The sequence below is a fragment of the Pantoea sp. B566 genome (genome assembly GCF_024793925.1).
GTDB classification, from domain to species: Bacteria; Pseudomonadota; Gammaproteobacteria; order Enterobacterales; family Enterobacteriaceae; genus Pantoea; species Pantoea ananatis.
Genome location: NZ_JANUQL010000003.1, coordinates 2,253,031 through 2,268,936, shown reverse-complemented (window position 1 = coordinate 2,268,936; position 15,906 = coordinate 2,253,031). Strand labels below are relative to the sequence as shown.

Annotated in this window: 15 protein-coding genes; all 15 read left to right on the top strand. The window is 55.8% G+C overall.

Going from position 1 to position 15,906, the window contains the following annotated elements:
• Position 1 precedes the first annotated feature (1 nt).
• A complete protein-coding gene (yihS, locus tag NYE92_RS12255) occupies positions 2-1,243 on the top strand; it encodes a sulfoquinovose isomerase (protein WP_014604916.1) in 1,242 nt (413 codons plus the stop codon).
• A gap of 33 nt (positions 1,244-1,276) precedes the next feature.
• Positions 1,277-2,125, top strand: a complete 849-nt coding sequence (locus NYE92_RS12250) for an aldose-1-epimerase (protein ID WP_015699439.1) — start codon at positions 1,277-1,279, stop codon at positions 2,123-2,125.
• A 35-nt stretch (positions 2,126-2,160) separates the two neighbouring features.
• A complete protein-coding gene (locus tag NYE92_RS12245) occupies positions 2,161-4,218 on the top strand; it encodes an alpha-glucosidase (protein WP_210487649.1) in 2,058 nt (685 codons plus the stop codon).
• Positions 4,219-4,232: 14 nt separating this feature from the next.
• The gene (locus tag NYE92_RS12240; RefSeq protein WP_210487647.1) at positions 4,233-5,126 is read left to right on the top strand and encodes a sulfite exporter TauE/SafE family protein; all 894 of its coding nucleotides are present in this window, start codon (positions 4,233-4,235) and stop codon (positions 5,124-5,126) included.
• A 46-nt stretch (positions 5,127-5,172) separates the two neighbouring features.
• Positions 5,173-6,567 (top strand): MFS transporter, encoded by a 1,395-nt coding sequence (locus NYE92_RS12235; protein ID WP_014594701.1) that lies wholly within the window; start codon positions 5,173-5,175, stop codon positions 6,565-6,567.
• Between the two features lie 45 nt (positions 6,568-6,612).
• Positions 6,613-8,049, top strand: coding sequence for an MFS transporter (locus tag NYE92_RS12230; RefSeq protein WP_259019040.1), 1,437 nt, complete (start codon positions 6,613-6,615; stop codon positions 8,047-8,049).
• 294 nt (positions 8,050-8,343) lie between these two features.
• Positions 8,344-8,688 carry a glycine dehydrogenase gene (locus tag NYE92_RS12225; RefSeq protein WP_013027358.1) on the top strand — a complete coding sequence of 115 codons (345 nt, stop codon included), beginning with the start codon at positions 8,344-8,346 and terminating at the stop codon, positions 8,686-8,688.
• 27 nt (positions 8,689-8,715) lie between these two features.
• Positions 8,716-9,072 (top strand): SFCGS family glycine-rich protein, encoded by a 357-nt coding sequence (locus NYE92_RS12220; protein WP_013027356.1) that lies wholly within the window; start codon positions 8,716-8,718, stop codon positions 9,070-9,072.
• 3 nt (positions 9,073-9,075) lie between these two features.
• Complete coding sequence (locus NYE92_RS12215) at positions 9,076-9,372, top strand: DUF4312 family protein (protein ID WP_013027355.1); 297 nt, start codon at positions 9,076-9,078, stop codon at positions 9,370-9,372.
• Positions 9,373-9,405: 33 nt separating this feature from the next.
• A complete protein-coding gene (locus tag NYE92_RS12210) occupies positions 9,406-10,182 on the top strand; it encodes a DUF4311 domain-containing protein (protein ID WP_072139074.1) in 777 nt (258 codons plus the stop codon).
• 13 nt (positions 10,183-10,195) lie between these two features.
• The gene (locus NYE92_RS12205; protein ID WP_259019039.1) at positions 10,196-10,840 is read left to right on the top strand and encodes a DUF4310 family protein; all 645 of its coding nucleotides are present in this window, start codon (positions 10,196-10,198) and stop codon (positions 10,838-10,840) included.
• Between the two features lie 54 nt (positions 10,841-10,894).
• The gene (locus NYE92_RS12200) at positions 10,895-12,028 is read left to right on the top strand and encodes an amidohydrolase/deacetylase family metallohydrolase (RefSeq protein ID WP_078829080.1); all 1,134 of its coding nucleotides are present in this window, start codon (positions 10,895-10,897) and stop codon (positions 12,026-12,028) included.
• The gene (locus NYE92_RS12195; protein ID WP_072404475.1) at positions 12,012-13,127 is read left to right on the top strand and encodes a DgaE family pyridoxal phosphate-dependent ammonia lyase; all 1,116 of its coding nucleotides are present in this window, start codon (positions 12,012-12,014) and stop codon (positions 13,125-13,127) included. Before NYE92_RS12200 ends, NYE92_RS12195 begins: the two co-directional genes overlap by 17 nt.
• 1 nt (position 13,128) lies before the next feature.
• Positions 13,129-13,869, top strand: a complete 741-nt coding sequence (dagF, locus tag NYE92_RS12190; protein WP_014604925.1) for a 2-dehydro-3-deoxy-phosphogluconate aldolase — start codon at positions 13,129-13,131, stop codon at positions 13,867-13,869.
• Positions 13,870-13,995: 126 nt separating this feature from the next.
• Positions 13,996-15,906 carry a transcription antiterminator gene (locus NYE92_RS12185; RefSeq protein ID WP_014604926.1) on the top strand — a complete coding sequence of 637 codons (1,911 nt, stop codon included), beginning with the start codon at positions 13,996-13,998 and terminating at the stop codon, positions 15,904-15,906.

Sequence of the window (15,906 nt, the reverse complement as noted above, 5' to 3'; positions counted from 1 at the left end):
AATGAAATGGTTTAACACGCTGAGTCATAACCGCTGGCTCGAACAGGAAACGGACAGGATTCTCGACTTTGGTAAAAACGCAGCGGTCGCCACCGGATTTGGCTGGCTGGGGAATACCGGGCAGGTAAAACCCGAGATGGGCACGCACCTGTGGATTACCGCACGCATGCTGCATGTCTATGCCGTTGCGGCCTCGATGGGACGGCCGGGAGCTTATCAACTGGTCGATCACGGCATTAACGCCCTGAATGGTGCGCTGCGCGATAAACAGTACGGCGGCTGGTATGCCTGCGTAAACGATGAAGGCGTCGTTGATGCGTCCAAACAGGGTTATCAGCACTTTTTCGTGTTGCTGGGCGCGGCCAGTGCGGTCACTACGGGGCATCCTGCCGCCCGCCAACTGCTGGATGACGCGATCGACGTGATCGATCGCTACTTCTGGAGTGAAGACGAACAGATGTGCCTGGAGTCCTGGGATGAAGCCTTTAGCAAGACAGAAGACTACCGCGGCGGCAATGCCAATATGCACGCCGTTGAAGCCTTCCTGATTGTCTATGACGTCACGCACGACAAGAAATGGCTGGATCGCGCGCTGCGTGTCACCTCGGTGATTATTCACGACGTCGCGCGCAGCGGTGAGTACCGCGTCAATGAACACTTCGACACTGACTGGAACCCATTACGCGATTATAACAAAGAGAATCCCGCTCACCGCTTCCGGGCTTATGGCGGCACGCCCGGACACTGGATTGAATGGGGACGTCTGATGCTGCATCTGCATGCTGCGCTGGAAGCGCGCTTCGAAACGCCGCCGGCCTGGCTTATTGAAGATGCGAAAGGCTTATTCGACGCCACTATCCGCGATGCCTGGGCGCCCGATGGCGCAGACGGGTTTGTTTACACCGTGGACTGGGATGGCAAGCCCGTAGTGAGTGAAAGAGTGCGCTGGCCCGTGGTTGAGGCAATGGGCACGGCTTACGCCCTGTATGCGGTCACTGGCGAGGCGCAATACGAAGCCTGGTACCAGAAATGGTGGGATTACTGCATCACTTACATGATGGATTTCGAGAATGGCTCATGGTGGCAAGAGCTGGATTGCGAAAACAAGGTGACCACCAAAGTGTGGGACGGCAAACAGGATATCTATCACCTGCTGCATTGCCTGGTGATCCCGCGCCTTCCTCTGGCACCGGGGCTGGCACCCGCCGTAGCGGCAGGATTACTGGACTGTAATGCGAAATAACCCCTGAAAAACAGACTAACGGGAGTACCAGCTATGCACAGCAGCGGACAAACCCTTGTTCTTCACGCTGGAGAATATCAGGCAAAAATCGTCACCGTAGGCGCTGGCCTGGCTGAGCTGACGCACGCGGGCCGCCATCTGGTGCTCCCACATCCTCCGGAGGCAATGCCGCTGGCGCATATGGGCAAAGTCCTGATTCCCTGGCCGAATCGCGTCTCGAAAGGAACCTGGAAACATAACGGCAAGCTGCTTCAGCTACCCATCAATGACCACGAAGGCGTTACCGCCATTCACGGCTTATTGGCCTGGCGTGACTGGCAGATCGCCAAACACACCGACAGCGAGGCGACCTTAACGGTTTTCCTGCCGCCCAGTTACGGCTATCCGTTTGCGTTGCTATCGGCAGTGACTTACCGGCTTGATGCCGCACAGGGCCTGCAGGTCAGTATCAGCAGCCAGAACGTAGGCGATCAACCCGCGCCCTACGGTGTCGGTTCGCATCCTTATCTGACCTGCAACATGACCCTGGTGGATCACTGCCTGCTTACGCTACCGGCCGCGATTGCAGAAGGGGATTTTCTTACCCCGCGTCGGTTGGCGTCGACGCAGATCGACTGCAGTGTTAACACCCGCGCAGCCGGACGCGAATGGGAGGTGAGATTAACTTGTCCACAGCAGGCACTTTCGGTTTTTTTACGCAGCGATCAACCCTGGTTGCAAATTTACAGCGGCGAAAAACTTGGCCGCACGGGATTGGCAGCCGAGCCAATGAGTTGTCCACCTGACGCGTTCAATTCTGGCATTGATGTGATTTTTCTTGCGCCACAGGCGCGCCATCTCATGACGTTCACGATTGGCTGTGACCAGCACGAATCACGCTAAACCTTATTTTTTTATCCTACAACGCAGAGGTCAGAATGCATTTACAACATCCTGAGACGGCAGGCGTAAAGCTGACTGCCGCCGGTAACGGCTTTTCACTGACTTATCAAAACAGACAAATTCTTAGCCACAGCGAGGAAAAACCCTGTCTGTGGATAGGCAATGGCAACGCCGATATCGACATGTTTCGCGGCAATTTCAGTATTAAAGACCGGTTGAATGAAAAACTGGCGTTAACCTCGGCCGTTGTGACTGCGCAGGACACCGGCTGGACGGTGCGCTTCTCACGCGGAGAGGAGTTTAGCGCCACGCTGATCATCGGCACAGACGAAAACGGCCGCCTGTTGCTTACGCTGACAAACGACAGCGACAGGCTTAACCGTATCTGGCTGAGGCTGTCAGCCTTGGACGACGATCATATCTACGGCTGTGGCGAGCAGTTTTCCTGTTTTGATTTGCGCGGGAAACCTTTTCCACTCTGGACCAGCGAACAGGGCGTCGGGCGCAATAAGAAAAGCGTGGTCACCTGGCAGGCTGACTGTGCAGAGAATGCCGGCGGAGATTACTACTGGACCTTTTTCCCCCAGCCGACCTTTGTCAGCAGCCAGAAGTATTACTGCCATGTGGATAACAGCGGCTACATGAATTTTGACTTCAGCGCAGCGGATTATCATGAACTGGCTTTCTGGGAAAATAACGCCACGTTACGTTTTGAATGTGCCGATACCTACATCGCCCTGCTGGAAAAAATGAGTGCCCTGTTGGGGCGTCAGCCGGTATTACCGGACTGGGTTTACGATGGCGTCACGCTGGGGATCCAGGGCGGCACCGACGTCTGCCAGCAGAAGCTGGACAAAATGCGTCAGGCGGGCGTGAAAGTGAATGGCATCTGGGCGCAGGACTGGTCCGGCATCCGGATGACCTCCTTCGGCAAACGCGTGATGTGGAACTGGCAGTGGGACAGCGAGCTTTATCCCCAACTGGACGCGCGCATTCAGCAGTGGAAAGCGGAAGGCGTACAGTTCCTGTCTTATATCAACCCTTACGTCGCCAGCGACCGTAACCTGTGCGAAGAGGCTGCCCGGAAAGGGTATCTGACCAAAAATGCGGCTGGGGACGATTACCACGTCGAATTTGGTGAGTTTTATGCGGGCGTCGTCGATCTCACGAATCCGGAGGCTTACCACTGGTTCAAAGGCGTCATCAAAGACAATCTGATTGCCCTGGGCTGTCGCGGCTGGATGGCGGATTTTGGGGAGTACCTGCCAACGGACACGTATCTGCACAACGGCGTCAGCGCCGAAATCATGCACAATGCCTGGCCCGCGCTGTGGGCGAAGTGTAACTATGAGGCGCTGGAAGAAACCGGCAAACTCGGTGACGTGCTGTTCTTTATGCGTGCGGGTTACACCGGCAGTCAGAAATACTCCGTGATGATGTGGGCCGGGGATCAAAATGTTGACTGGAGCCTGGACGATGGCCTGGCCTCGGTGGTGCCCGCCGCGCTGTCACTGGCGATGAGCGGCCACGGTTTGCATCACAGCGACATCGGTGGCTACACCACGCTGTACGGCATGAAACGCAGTAAAGAACTGCTGCTTCGCTGGTGTGACTTCAATGCCTTTACCCCGATGATGCGCACCCATGAAGGGAACCGTCCTGGCGATAACTGGCAGTTTGACAGCGATGAAGAAACCATTGCCCACTTTGCCCGCATGTCCACGATCTTCACCACCTTAAAACCTTATATCAAGCAGGCTGTCGCGCAGAATGCCCACTCGGGCTTACCCGTTATGCGCCCTTTGTTTTTGCACTATGAAGCGGATGCCCGCACCTACACGCTCAAATACCAATATCTGCTGGGGCGTGACCTGCTGGTGGCACCGGTTTATGAAGAGGGCCGCCGCGACTGGTCGCTCTATCTGCCTGAAGACCGCTGGGTCAACATGTGGACCGGAGAAACGCTAAACGGCGGGGATATCACTGTCGCCGCGCCGATGGGTCAGCCGCCGGTATTTTATCGGGCAGACAGCGAATGGCAGTCATTGTTTGCTTCATTACGGCTTGCTGGCAGTCAGATCTTGCCACAGTAGCGGGAGAAAGGATTATGGATTTCTTTACGCTACTTACACCTGAAGGTCTGGAAATCACCACTGAGGTCGTCTGCATCATTATTGCGATTATGTTTCTGTACACCTTTATTGGCATCTGTGCGGGATTTGGTGGCGCGCTGGTTACGATGCCGCTGTTGACGTTGCTGCTGCCGGTCAAAATGGCTGCACCGATGTCGGTGATTGTGGGGACGGCAACGGCGCTGTATGCCACCTGGCTGTCTCGTAAGGAAACCAACTGGAAGTCAGCCCTCGTGCTGATCCTGTTCTCCTTTGCCGGTATCCCTTTGGGCATTTACGCGCTGTCCAATTTTCCGGACGACATGATGAAAACCGGGCTGGGCGTTTTCCTGATCCTTTATTCGTTCTACAGCCTGTTTATTCCTCGTCTGCCTGTCTATGACAAAAACTGGATAGTGATGCCCACCGGTATTATCGCCGGGGCGCTCGGCTCGGCGTTTGCCACCAACGGTCCGCCCGTCGTGATCTACGGCATGTTAAGGAATCTGGCACCCGCTGCTTTTCGCGGCACGCTCAATGCATTTTTTACCGCGAATAACATCGCCATTATTGGCGGCCTGACCACCAGCGGCATTTTAACGGTCTCAACGGTCAAGCTGGTGATGTTCTGCATTCCTACCATGATCCTGGGATCGTTAGTGGGCCAGTATGTGCACAAGCGTATCTCCGTGCGGGCTTTCCGACTGATGGTGTTTCTCCTGCTGATTGCTTCGGGCTCCATGCTGATCAAAGGCGCTCTGGATATCCCGGCCTGGCAGGTACTGGTGCCCTCATTTGGCCTGCTGGCCGTCATGCAGCTGCTGTTTGGTAAAAAAGTGGCCGCTATTCGCGCTGAAATCGAGCAACAAAACGCTTCAAAACCATCCTGAAAAAGCGGCCCTGCTGACAGGTTCAGTGGGGCAGCGGAGAGAAATCATGAGCCAACACCATCTTGCTTCCGGCAGTGAACCGGCGACGTTACGGTTGCCCTTCAAAGAGAAAGTCGCCTATGGCATCGGCGATCTGGGTTCAAATATTTTATTAGATATCGGTACGCTCTACCTCCTGAAGTTCTATACCGACGTGCTGGAGCTGCCGGGAACCTACGGCGGCATCATTTTCCTGGTGGCCAAGTTTTTTACCGCCTTTACCGATATGGGTACCGGCATCATGCTGGATTCGCGGCGTCGGATTGGCCCGAAAGGCAAGTTCCGCCCCTTCGTGCTGTACGCGGCCTTTCCGGTAACTCTGTTAGCTATCGCCAATTTTGTGGGTACGCCGTTTGACGTCACCGGAAAAACGATCGTCGCCACAGTGCTGTTTATGATGTATGGCCTGTTCTTCAGCATGATGAACTGTTCCTACGGTGCGATGGTGCCCGCGATGACGAAAAACCCCGACGAGCGTGCCGCACTGGCCGCCTGGCGGCAGGGCGGCGCAACGCTGGGCTTGCTGATCTGTACCGTGGGTTTTGTACCGGTCATGAACCTGATTGAAGGCAATCCGCAGCTGAGTTATGTCGTTGCGGCCACGCTGTTCTCGGCGTTTGGCTTATTTTTTATGTGGTGGTGTTATGCCGGCGTAAAAGAGCGTTATGTCGAGCAACCCGCCAGCAGCCCCACGCAGAAACCGGGACTGTTAGCGTCGTTCCGTGCCATCGCGGGCAACCGTCCACTGTTTATCCTGTGCATTGCCAACTTATGCACACTAGGCGCCTTTAACGTCAAACTGGCGATCCAGGTTTATTACACCCAGTACGTGCTGAACGATCCCATTCTGCTGTCATGGATGGGATTCTTCAGCATGGGGTGCATTTTTATTGGCGTATTTATGATGCCCGGCGCGGTCAGGCGCTTTGGTAAGAAAAAAGTGTATATCGGCGGTTTGCTGATTTGGGTCGCGGGCGATCTGCTCAACTATTTCTTCGGCGGCGGTTCGGTCAGTTTTGTCGCGTATTCCTGTCTGGCTTTTTTTGGCTCAGCCTTTGTCAACAGCCTTAACTGGGCGCTGGTTTCCGATACGGTGGAGTACGGGGAATGGCGGACGGGCGTTCGTTCTGAAGGTACGGTTTATACCGGTTTTACCTTTTTCCGTAAGGTCTCACAGGCGCTGGCCGGCTTTTTCCCCGGCTGGATGCTGACACAAATTGGCTACGTGCCCAACGTGATTCAGTCGTCCGGAACGGTAGAAGGGTTGAAGCAGCTGATGTTCATCTATCCCGGTGCGCTGGCCGTGATCACCATCGTGGCCATGGGGTGCTTCTACAATCTCAATGAGAAGATGTATGTCCGTATCATTGAGGAGATCGATGCACGTAAGCGTCAGCGCTAATTTGGCTTTGTGACTGCGCCGGTCGCGGCGCTAAAAGGATCACTTATGAAGACAGGCTCCGATCCATTAACGCTGAAACTCCCGCTGCGTGAGAAGGTGGCTTACGGCGTCGGTGATTTTGGCTCCAACCTGATGCTGACTATCGGGACGCTTTATTTACTCAAGTTCTACACCGATGAGCTGGGCATGCCAGCCTGGTACGGCGGGGTGATTTTCCTGGTGGCGAAATTCTTTACCGCCCTAACCGATATGTTCACCGGCATTGTGCTGGATTCACGCCGCCATATTGGCACGAGAGGAAAATTCAGACCTTTTATTCTCTATTTCTCGCTGCCGGTAGCGCTGGTGGCTACGGCACAGTTTGTTGCTAACGACTTTAGCCTGACGATAAAGAAAACGATCGCGACCGCCCTGTTTATGACGTTTGGTCTGTTTTACAGCCTGATGAACTGTTCCTATGGCGCAATGGTGCCAGCCATAACCAAAAATCCCCACGAACGCGCCCACCTCGCCGCCTGGCGGCAGGGCGGGGCAACGGTGGGATTACTGGTTTGCACCGTGTGCTTTATGCCCATTCAGTCGCTGTTTGTTGGCAAAAGTGCGCTGGGCTATCAGGTTGCCGCCGCCGTCTTTGTGGTCGCCGGGCTGCTGTGCATGTGGTTCTGTTACAGCGGGGTTAAAGAGCGCTATGTTGAGCTCACCCCGACGCATCATAAACCCGGTGTGGCAACGGCCTTCCGCGCCATCTTTCACAATCCGCCGTTGCTGGTTCTGTGCCTCGCGAACCTCTGTACCCTGGCGGCGTTTAATATCAAGCTGGCCATTCAGGTCTACTACACGCAGTACGTGCTGAACGATGTTCATTTGCTCTCCTGGATGGGCTTCTTCAGCATGGGCTGTATTCTGGTGGGCGTACTGCTGGTGCCCACAGCGGTAAAACAGTTTGGTAAGAAACAGGTTTATCTGGGGGGACTCATCCTCTGGGCCCTGGGCGATCTGGGTAACTTTCTCTGGGGAAGCAGCTCTCTGCTGTTCGTCATGTTCTCCTGCGTGGCGTTTTTCGGTACGGCATTCGTTAACAGCCTTAACTGGGCGCTGGTGCCTGATACCGTCGAGTACGGGGAGTGGAAAACCGGCATTCGGGCAGAAGGTGCCTGTTACACGGGCTACACCTTCTTTCGCAAGATATCCGCCGCGCTGGCAGGATTTTTGCCCGGTCTGATGCTGACGCAAATAGGCTACGTGCCCAATGCCGTACAAAGCGATGGCACGCTGGCAGGTTTAAGGCAGCTGATCTTTATCTGGCCCTGTTCGCTGGCGATTGCGGCGGCGTTGATCATGGGCTTCTGCTACAAGCTGAATGAAGCGCGTTTTGCCCTGATCGTGGCCGCCATTAGCCGACGTAAAACGCATCGCCTCCAGCCCGTTGACGACAAAAACCGCGTTACGCCATTACGTCAGCCCACTGACGCTGAGTCATAAGTTTCTCTGTTACCTTGCCCTCAGGGTTGCTGTTTGCCAGTTTTGTGACGGCTGACCAGCAACCCGGTTTTCTGTTTATTCCTCACCTGCCGCCTTTCCTGTGTGATATCCCTTTTTTAACTCACTGTTTAATCTGGTAAAAATAATCCGTCCGCTAAGCGAACGCGCAAGTTTGCGTTCCGGATCACTCACAAGGGCCGGATTTCCACTTCGAAACGGAAAAAGTCGTTCTCCACAGCGCTGCCGCCTCTGGTTAGTTTGAGATCACGCTAAGCGCGAAATGGGAAGCAGACGATGAGTACGGGTAAGGGAGCGGTAGCGATGAATGCGTCACAAGACGAACAGCAAAGGATTCAGGCCCTGACGGATCGCGTGATGGCGCAGATTGAGGTGCTTTTTGCCGAGCGGGCCATCCAGCCGAATGCCGTGCAGATACAAATGCTGGCTTCGCACGTGCGGGCAATGGCATTGCGATCCGTCACCGGCGAGAGTCTGCCAGAGGTTGAGGCTGAGCTGTTTGACGAAATTTCCAAAGAGTCGATGGCGCTGGCACAGCAGGTGGTGGACCTGTTTGGCAATTTGCCACCAGAAGAAGCCTGGCTGCTTTCTGTCCACTTTGAAGTGGCGAAGAACGACTAATTTTCCAACCCTGAGAGGAACAGACATATGGTAACCGTAGTGATCGGCGATCGTTTAGGTAAAGGACAAAAAGTGGCGGCTGGCGTAGAAAAAGCCGGTGGCCGTGCCGTTGTGGTGCCGGGCGTCGCGGCAGACATGAAGCTGGGCGACGTCATGAAAGCAGAGAATGCCGATTTCGGTATCTCCTTTTGCGGCAGCGGAGGGGCAGGCGCGATTACGGCGCAAAACAAATACGGCTATAAGGCCAAACATGGTATGCGCTCTGTGGATGAAGGCGTGACCGCCATTAATGAAGGCGCCAACGTGCTGGGCTTCGGCTTTATGGACAAAGAAGAGCTGGGTGAACGTCTGGTTCAGGCCTGGAACAAAAAACACGGTGGATAAGGAATGAAAGAGACCTTTACAACCTCGGTTGCCGTAAGCGGTAAGGGCGATACCAAGGCGAAAGCCTTCGCAGATGCGCTGAGTCGTGTACAGCACGAAGTCCTGCGCAACGCCAATAAGATTCTGCTGCGCATTGAACCGCAGGACGTAAAGGTGGTGCGCGCGCGGGAACGCGTCACAACCGAAAAATTCCTTTTCTTTTTCCTGGCACGCGAGCGCAGGCTCTTCAGCGTCGACCTGGAGGTCACCATTAACGTGACCTGCCTGGACGGCGATAAGGTCGAGTTCACCCGCGTGTAAGTCAGCCTCAAACAACACATATAAGGAAAGAGGATGTTTCTCATCATTTTGCTCAAGTCGTTAATTATCGGCGGCCTCGTGGGCGTCGGTGTGGGTGCCGGTGCCGCCCGCATGTTCCATGCCCCGACGACACAAGGTATGGGCGCCTTTCGCACACTGGGTGAACTTAACTCCTGTGAAGGCGATCCTGCCTCTCACTTCTCTTTTGGGTTGGGATTCTTCTTTAACGCCTGGGCCTCCTCCGTGGCGGCGGGTGCGTTCACGCAGGACGTGGATCATCGCATCATCCCCAACTGGGGCGCGGCGGCGATCATGATCAAAAACCGCAATGTGGCAGAGACGCTATACGACCCGAAAAAGATGGCTATCGCCTGCGGCATCATCGGCATGGTGGTGGTGGCTTTTCTCAACTCGACCGCCTCTGCTGTTCCGGCGGCTCTGCAGGTCACGGCGGTAAAGGTGCTGGTACCGGCCGCTAATTTGCTGGTGAACACGGTCATGCCGGTGATCTTCTGGCTGGCGGCAATTGACGCTGGTAAGAAATCGGGCTTTTGGGCCACCATCTTCGGCGGTCTGGCACAGCTGATTATGGGCAATGCCGTACCGGGCCTGGTGCTGGGCATTTTGATTGGTAAAGGGGTTGAAGAGAGCGGCTGGAACAAAGTGACCAAAATCATGATGACCGCCATCGTCGCCCTGTTTGTTCTCAGCGCCTTCTTCCGCGGTTTCGATATGAAGATGCTGCAATCCTTCCAGCTCGGCATTCCTGGCTGGCTCGACAGTATTCATAACAGCCTGAGCGGCAAATAACGGAGCGTCTGCAATGGAAGAATCAAACAAAGGTTTCTGGTATGCCGACTGGTCATTCCCGATTTTTGTCGGTCTGCTCTCCTCCGGCGTGTTTGCCGGGACCCATATGTACTACCTGTACGGCATCGGCGCTTTTAACGAGGTGGCCTTCGTCTCGATGTTACGGGCGGGCATCGATACCGGCGTTTACGGCGCGGTGGCTGCTTTCGGTGCCAGCTTTCTGTTCGCCCGCATCATTGAAGGATCGCTGGTAGGGATTCTGGATATCGGTGGTGCCATCCAGACCGGCGTCGGGCTGGGCGTGCCCGCACTGCTGCTGGGCGCCGGTTTTGTCTTCCCGGTGGCGAATTTTGCGGCTTCGCTGGTCACCGGTCTGGTTATCGGTGTGGCGATAGGCTACGTCATCATTCTGGCGCGTAAGTTCACCATTAATCAAAGCAACAGCACCTATGGTGCGGACGTGATGATGGGCGCGGGCAATGCATCAGGACGCTTCCTGGGGCCATTGATTATCCTGGCCGCCATAGGCGCCTCCATTCCTATCGGTCTCGGTTCGCTGTTGGGTGCGCTGGTGTTCTATCTGTGGAACAAACCGATCACCGGCGGGGCGATCCTCGGTGCCATGATCCTCGGCGCGATTTTTCCGGTCGCGATCTGATCGCGTTAATGCCCGATCGGTGAAGGCCGATCGGGGCAGTCAAAGGAGATTCCTATGTACGATCTGATTCTGCGTCGGGCGCGACTGCCGGATGAACGTCTGATCGATATCGCCATACTCGACGGAAAAATAGCCGCCGTGGGTGAGGTAACCGGCAGGGCAAAAGTGGAACAAACCCTGGCGGTGGATTGCTATCTCAGTGCGGGCTGGATCGACTCCCATGTACACTGCTATGAAAAATCGCCCATCTACCACGATCATCCCGACCGGATTGGCGTGGAAAGCGGCGTCACCTGTGTTGTCGATGCAGGCAGTACAGGTGCAGACGACATTGATGATTTCAGACAGCGCACGCAAGCGGTCACCACCCAGGTTTTTGCGCTGCTGAATATCGCCCGCACCGGCATCGTTACCCAAAATGAACTGGCGGACATGACGCAGATTGATCGCCCGGCGATTGCCGACGCGGTAAGACGTCATCCCGATTTTATCGTCGGGCTTAAAGCCCGGATGAGCAGCAGCGTAGTGGGCGAAAACGGCATTCGGCCGCTGGTGCTGGCGAAGACGATTCAGCAGGAAAATGGCAACCTGCCCCTGATGGTGCATATTGGTAACAATCCCCCCAACCTCGATGAAATTGCCGCGTTGCTGACCTCCGGCGACATCATCACCCACTGCTACAACGGCAAGCCAAACCGCATCCTGACGCCCGAAGGGCAACTGCGTGCAGCGGTAAAACAGGCACTGGCAAGGGGCGTGCGGCTTGATGTTGGCCACGGCAGTGCCAGCTTCAGCTTTGAGGTGGCGCGCGCGGCGATCGCCCAAGGCATTCTGCCTGACACCATCAGTTCAGACATCTACTGCCGCAATCGTCTGAACGGACCGGTTTATACCCTGGCGCACGTGATGTCGAAATTTTTCAATGTAGGCATGACGCTGCCACAGATTATTGCCTGCGTAACGCATCAGGCGGCCAGCGGGCTGAGATTACGCAGCAAAGGTGCTATTGAGCCCGGACTTGATGCCGACTTTACCCTGTTTACCGTGGCGCACGAATCCGTGTCGTTTGTGGATGCGGAAGGGCTGGCGGAGCAGGGCGATCGCCAATTGATTCCTCTGGCGGCTATCGTCGCCGGTGAGTGCTGGATGACTGAAGAAGGGAAAAAACACAATGTCTTCACTGTATGAGAAATATGGCCTGAAGCAGGTCATTAATGCCTCTGGCCGCATGACCATTCTTGGCGTGTCTACACCGGCCAGCGACGTGGTTGATACGGTTAAATACGGCCTGGAGCACTATTTTGAAGTGAAGGACCTGGTTGATAAGACCGGGGCTTACATCGCTAATTTGCTGCAGGTGGAAAATGCGCTGGTGGTGTCCTGTGCTTCTGCGGGCATCGCCCAAAGCGTGGCTGCCGTCATTGTGAAAGATGACGACTGGCTGCTGGATAATTTACATAGCGCACCGCTGACCGTGCCGCACGACATCGTGGTGCCAAAAGGGCATAACGTGAATTACGGCGCGCCCGTTGGCAGCATGATTGCGCTGGGCGGCGGTCGGACGGTTGAGGCGGGTTACAGTAACGAGTGCTCGCCACAGCAGCTTTCCGCCGCAGTCACCGCCCAGACGGCGGCCATTCTCTATGTGAAGTCCCATCACTGCGTACAAAAGAGCCACCTGAGCGTCGCGCAGGCCGCCGAGGTGGCACGTAAGCATGGCGTGCCGCTTATCGTGGATGCCGCCGCTGAGGAAGATCTGCAGTGCTATTACCAGGCGGGTGCCGATCTGGTTATTTACAGCGGGGCTAAAGCCATTGAAGGCCCCACCAGCGGCCTGGTTATCGGGAAACATCAGCTTGTCGAGTGGGTGAAGCGCCAGAGCAACGGCATTGGCCGCACCATGAAAGTGGGCAAAGAGGGGATTCTGGGACTGACCCAGGCCATTGAATCCTACCTGACCCTGCCGAAAACCACCGGCGCCCAGATGGTGGAAAAAATGACGCCTTTCATCAACAACCTTAACGGTCTGGATGGCGTCAGTGCGCGCGTTGTATGGGATGCCGCCGGACGCGACATTGCCCGTGCCGAAATTAAGTTTGATGAGGCTAACATCGCGCGTCGAACCGGCGATCTGGTGCAGGCGCTAAAAAACGGTGATATCGCCATTTACTTCCGTGGCTACAAGGCTAATGAGGGCATTATTGAAGCCGACGTGCGCAGCGTCAGCGCTGAGCAGCTGCAGATTATTTTCACCCGCATTCGGGCGCTGTTAACAGGAGAAAAATAGCATGACGCTAACCCCCAATTTTTATCAGGATCGCCTGTGTCTTAACGTACTGGCGGGTTCAAAAGAGAACGCGCGAGCCATCTGGCAGGCCGCAGAAGGCCACGTACTGGTCGGCGTGTTATCAAAAAACTACCCCAGCAACGAGGCCGCTATTGCGGATATGCGCGAGTATGCCGCGCTGATTGATAACGCACTGTCCATCGGCCTGGGCGCGGGCGATCCCCGGCAGTCGCGAATGGTCAGCGAACTGGCCGCTGTACTACAGCCGCAACATGTTAATCAGGTGTTTACCGGCGTCGGCACCAGCCGTGCGCTGCTCGGTCAGTCACAAACGGTAGTCAACGGGCTGATTTCACCAACCGGCACGCCGGGCAAGGTGAAAATTTCCACCGGTCCCCTCAGTTCACAGGGCAGCGACGGAATTGTGCCCATTGATACCGCGATTGCGTTACTGAAGGACATGGGCGGCAGTTCCGTGAAGTATTTTCCAATGGGCGGTCTGGACACGGTGGACGAGTACCGCGCGGTGGCCGAAGCCTGTGCGAAACAGGATTTCTGGCTGGAGCCGACCGGCGGGATCGATCTGCAAAACGTTGGGCCGATCCTGCGTATTGCCCTGGACGCTGGCGTGAGCAAGATCATTCCCCACATTTACAGTTCGATCATCGACAAAGCCAGTGGCGAAACCCGCGTGGAAGACGTGCGCCAACTGCTGGCCATCTGTAAAAGTCTGCTGGACTGAGCCCAGGCCTGTGCGCCACTTCAAGGACAGATTACGGGCGCGCAGGGCATAATAGACCTGCCGCCTGTTTTCCGGCAGTCTGACGTTTACTTTGTTCTTGTTAACCGCTGAAGCAGGTAACCCGACGTGAGATTCCCGAATCAGCGCCTTGCGCAACTGTTCGACGCATTGAAAAACGAAACGCTCCCCCAGGACGAACTGGCACGGCGGTTTGCGGTGTCCACGCGCACCGTACGCACGGATATTACCGCGCTCAACGCCATGCTGCAGCAGCACGGCGCGCAGTTTGTCCTGAATCGCGGTGCGGGCTACCAGCTTAAAATTATTGATGCACTGCGCTTTAACGTGCTGCAGCAGCAGACGCGTGCGCCTCTGCGGGTGCCGCGCACCTCACACGACCGAATCCGCTACCTGCTGGTGCGCTTTCTCACCGCCGCCTATTCCCTGAAGCTGGAAACCCTGGCTGAGGAGTGGTTTGTCAGCCGTGCCACGCTGCAGAATGACATGGCCGACGTGCGCGAATGGCTCGGCCGTTATCAGTTGAGTATCGAAAGCAAACCCCATCACGGCATGAAGCTGTTTGGCAGTGAAGTGGCGATCCGCACCTGCTTAACCGATCTGCTGTTTGAGATCGATCAGGAGCAGCCTGACAGCCCGCTGATCGTGCCCGAATCGCTGGAAAGCGGCCTGCTGGAAACCCTTCAGCCGCTGCTGCAAAACGGCCTTGCCCAGCACAATATCCGCCTCAGTGATGAAGGCGAGCGCTATTTGCGTTTTTACTGCGCGGTGGCGCTACGTCGCATCAATGAAGGCTATCCGCTGAGCGATCCACAGGTGGAAGAGATCGGGGATGACGTGCGCGAGTCTGCGCAGACGCTGATCCATGCGCTGCGGCCGCTCACCGTTAAACCGGTTTCTCCGGCGGAAGAGAGCTGGCTGCGGGTGAATATCGCCGCCCGACGCATTCAGGACGTTGCCCCCAGCGCCATTAATGCTGACGATGCGGAGGCGCTGGTTAACTACCTGCTCAGCTTTATTAACACTCACTACTATTACGATCTGCAGAACGATCCTCAACTCCGTGCCGATCTGCTTACCCATATTAAAACGATGATCACGCGCGTGCGTTATCAGATCCATATTCCTAACCCGTTATTAAGCAATATCAAGCAGCACTATCCAATGGCCTACGATGTGACGCTGGCGGCGGTGTCCAGTTGGGGAAAATATTCGCCCTATACGATTAGCGAAAATGAAATTGGTTTTCTGGTGCTTCATATCGGCGTCGGGCTGGAGCGCCATTATAACGTGGGTTACCAGCGTCGCCCTCAGGTACTGCTGGTGTGCGACAGCGGTACGTCGACGCTCCGCATGATCGAAGCCATGTTAATGCGCAACTATCCCCAGTTGCAGGTGACGCAGTGCCTGTCGCAGCGTGAATATGAGGCCCGCCAGCGCATCGAAGAAGATTTTGTGATTTCCACTACGCGGCTGAGTGAAAAAGAGAAACCGGTTGTCGTGGTCGCGCCTTTCCCGACGGAATTTCAACGGGAGCAGATAGGCAAGCTGGTGCTGGTGGACCGCACCCGGCCCTATATGTTGGAGAAATTTTTTGATGCCCGCCATTTCTGCATCATCGATCGGCCGATGAGTCAGTCTGCGCTGTTTCGGCTGTTATGCGATCGGCTGGAGGCAGAAGGCGTGGTGGACAACGCGTTTTATGCTTCCGTTGAGGAGCGTGAAGCCATTGTCAGCACCATGCTGGGCGAAGGGATTGCGCTTCCGCATTCGCTGGGGCTGATGGCGAAAAAAACGGTGGTGTACACCGTGCTGGCCCCGCAGGGGATCCCCTGGGGCGAGGACACGGCTTACGTGATTTTCCTGCTGGCAATCAGCAAAAACGAGTATGAGGAAGCGATGGCTATCTATGACCTGTTCGTGACCTTTATGCGCGAGCGGGCGATGACGCGATTGCGCGACAGCAGTGACTTTGCCTGCTTTAAAAGCGTCGCGCTGGACTGTCTGAGCCGGCTGTAA

Bases quoted from the DNA above. Each gene is read 5' to 3' on its own strand.
- yihS (WP_014604916.1), top strand. From the start codon at position 2: ATGAAATGGTTTAACACGCTGAGTCATAACCGCTGGCTCGAACAGGAA.
- NYE92_RS12250 (WP_015699439.1), top strand. From the start codon at position 1,277: ATGCACAGCAGCGGACAAACCCTTGTTCTTCACGCTGGAGAATATCAG.
- NYE92_RS12245 (WP_210487649.1), top strand. From the start codon at position 2,161: ATGCATTTACAACATCCTGAGACGGCAGGCGTAAAGCTGACTGCCGCC.
- NYE92_RS12240 (WP_210487647.1), top strand. From the start codon at position 4,233: ATGGATTTCTTTACGCTACTTACACCTGAAGGTCTGGAAATCACCACT.
- NYE92_RS12235 (WP_014594701.1), top strand. From the start codon at position 5,173: ATGAGCCAACACCATCTTGCTTCCGGCAGTGAACCGGCGACGTTACGG.
- NYE92_RS12230 (WP_259019040.1), top strand. From the start codon at position 6,613: ATGAAGACAGGCTCCGATCCATTAACGCTGAAACTCCCGCTGCGTGAG.
- NYE92_RS12225 (WP_013027358.1), top strand. From the start codon at position 8,344: ATGAGTACGGGTAAGGGAGCGGTAGCGATGAATGCGTCACAAGACGAA.
- NYE92_RS12220 (WP_013027356.1), top strand. From the start codon at position 8,716: ATGGTAACCGTAGTGATCGGCGATCGTTTAGGTAAAGGACAAAAAGTG.
- NYE92_RS12215 (WP_013027355.1), top strand. From the start codon at position 9,076: ATGAAAGAGACCTTTACAACCTCGGTTGCCGTAAGCGGTAAGGGCGAT.
- NYE92_RS12210 (WP_072139074.1), top strand. From the start codon at position 9,406: ATGTTTCTCATCATTTTGCTCAAGTCGTTAATTATCGGCGGCCTCGTG.
- NYE92_RS12205 (WP_259019039.1), top strand. From the start codon at position 10,196: ATGGAAGAATCAAACAAAGGTTTCTGGTATGCCGACTGGTCATTCCCG.
- NYE92_RS12200 (WP_078829080.1), top strand. From the start codon at position 10,895: ATGTACGATCTGATTCTGCGTCGGGCGCGACTGCCGGATGAACGTCTG.
- NYE92_RS12195 (WP_072404475.1), top strand. From the start codon at position 12,012: ATGTCTTCACTGTATGAGAAATATGGCCTGAAGCAGGTCATTAATGCC.
- dagF (WP_014604925.1), top strand. From the start codon at position 13,129: ATGACGCTAACCCCCAATTTTTATCAGGATCGCCTGTGTCTTAACGTA.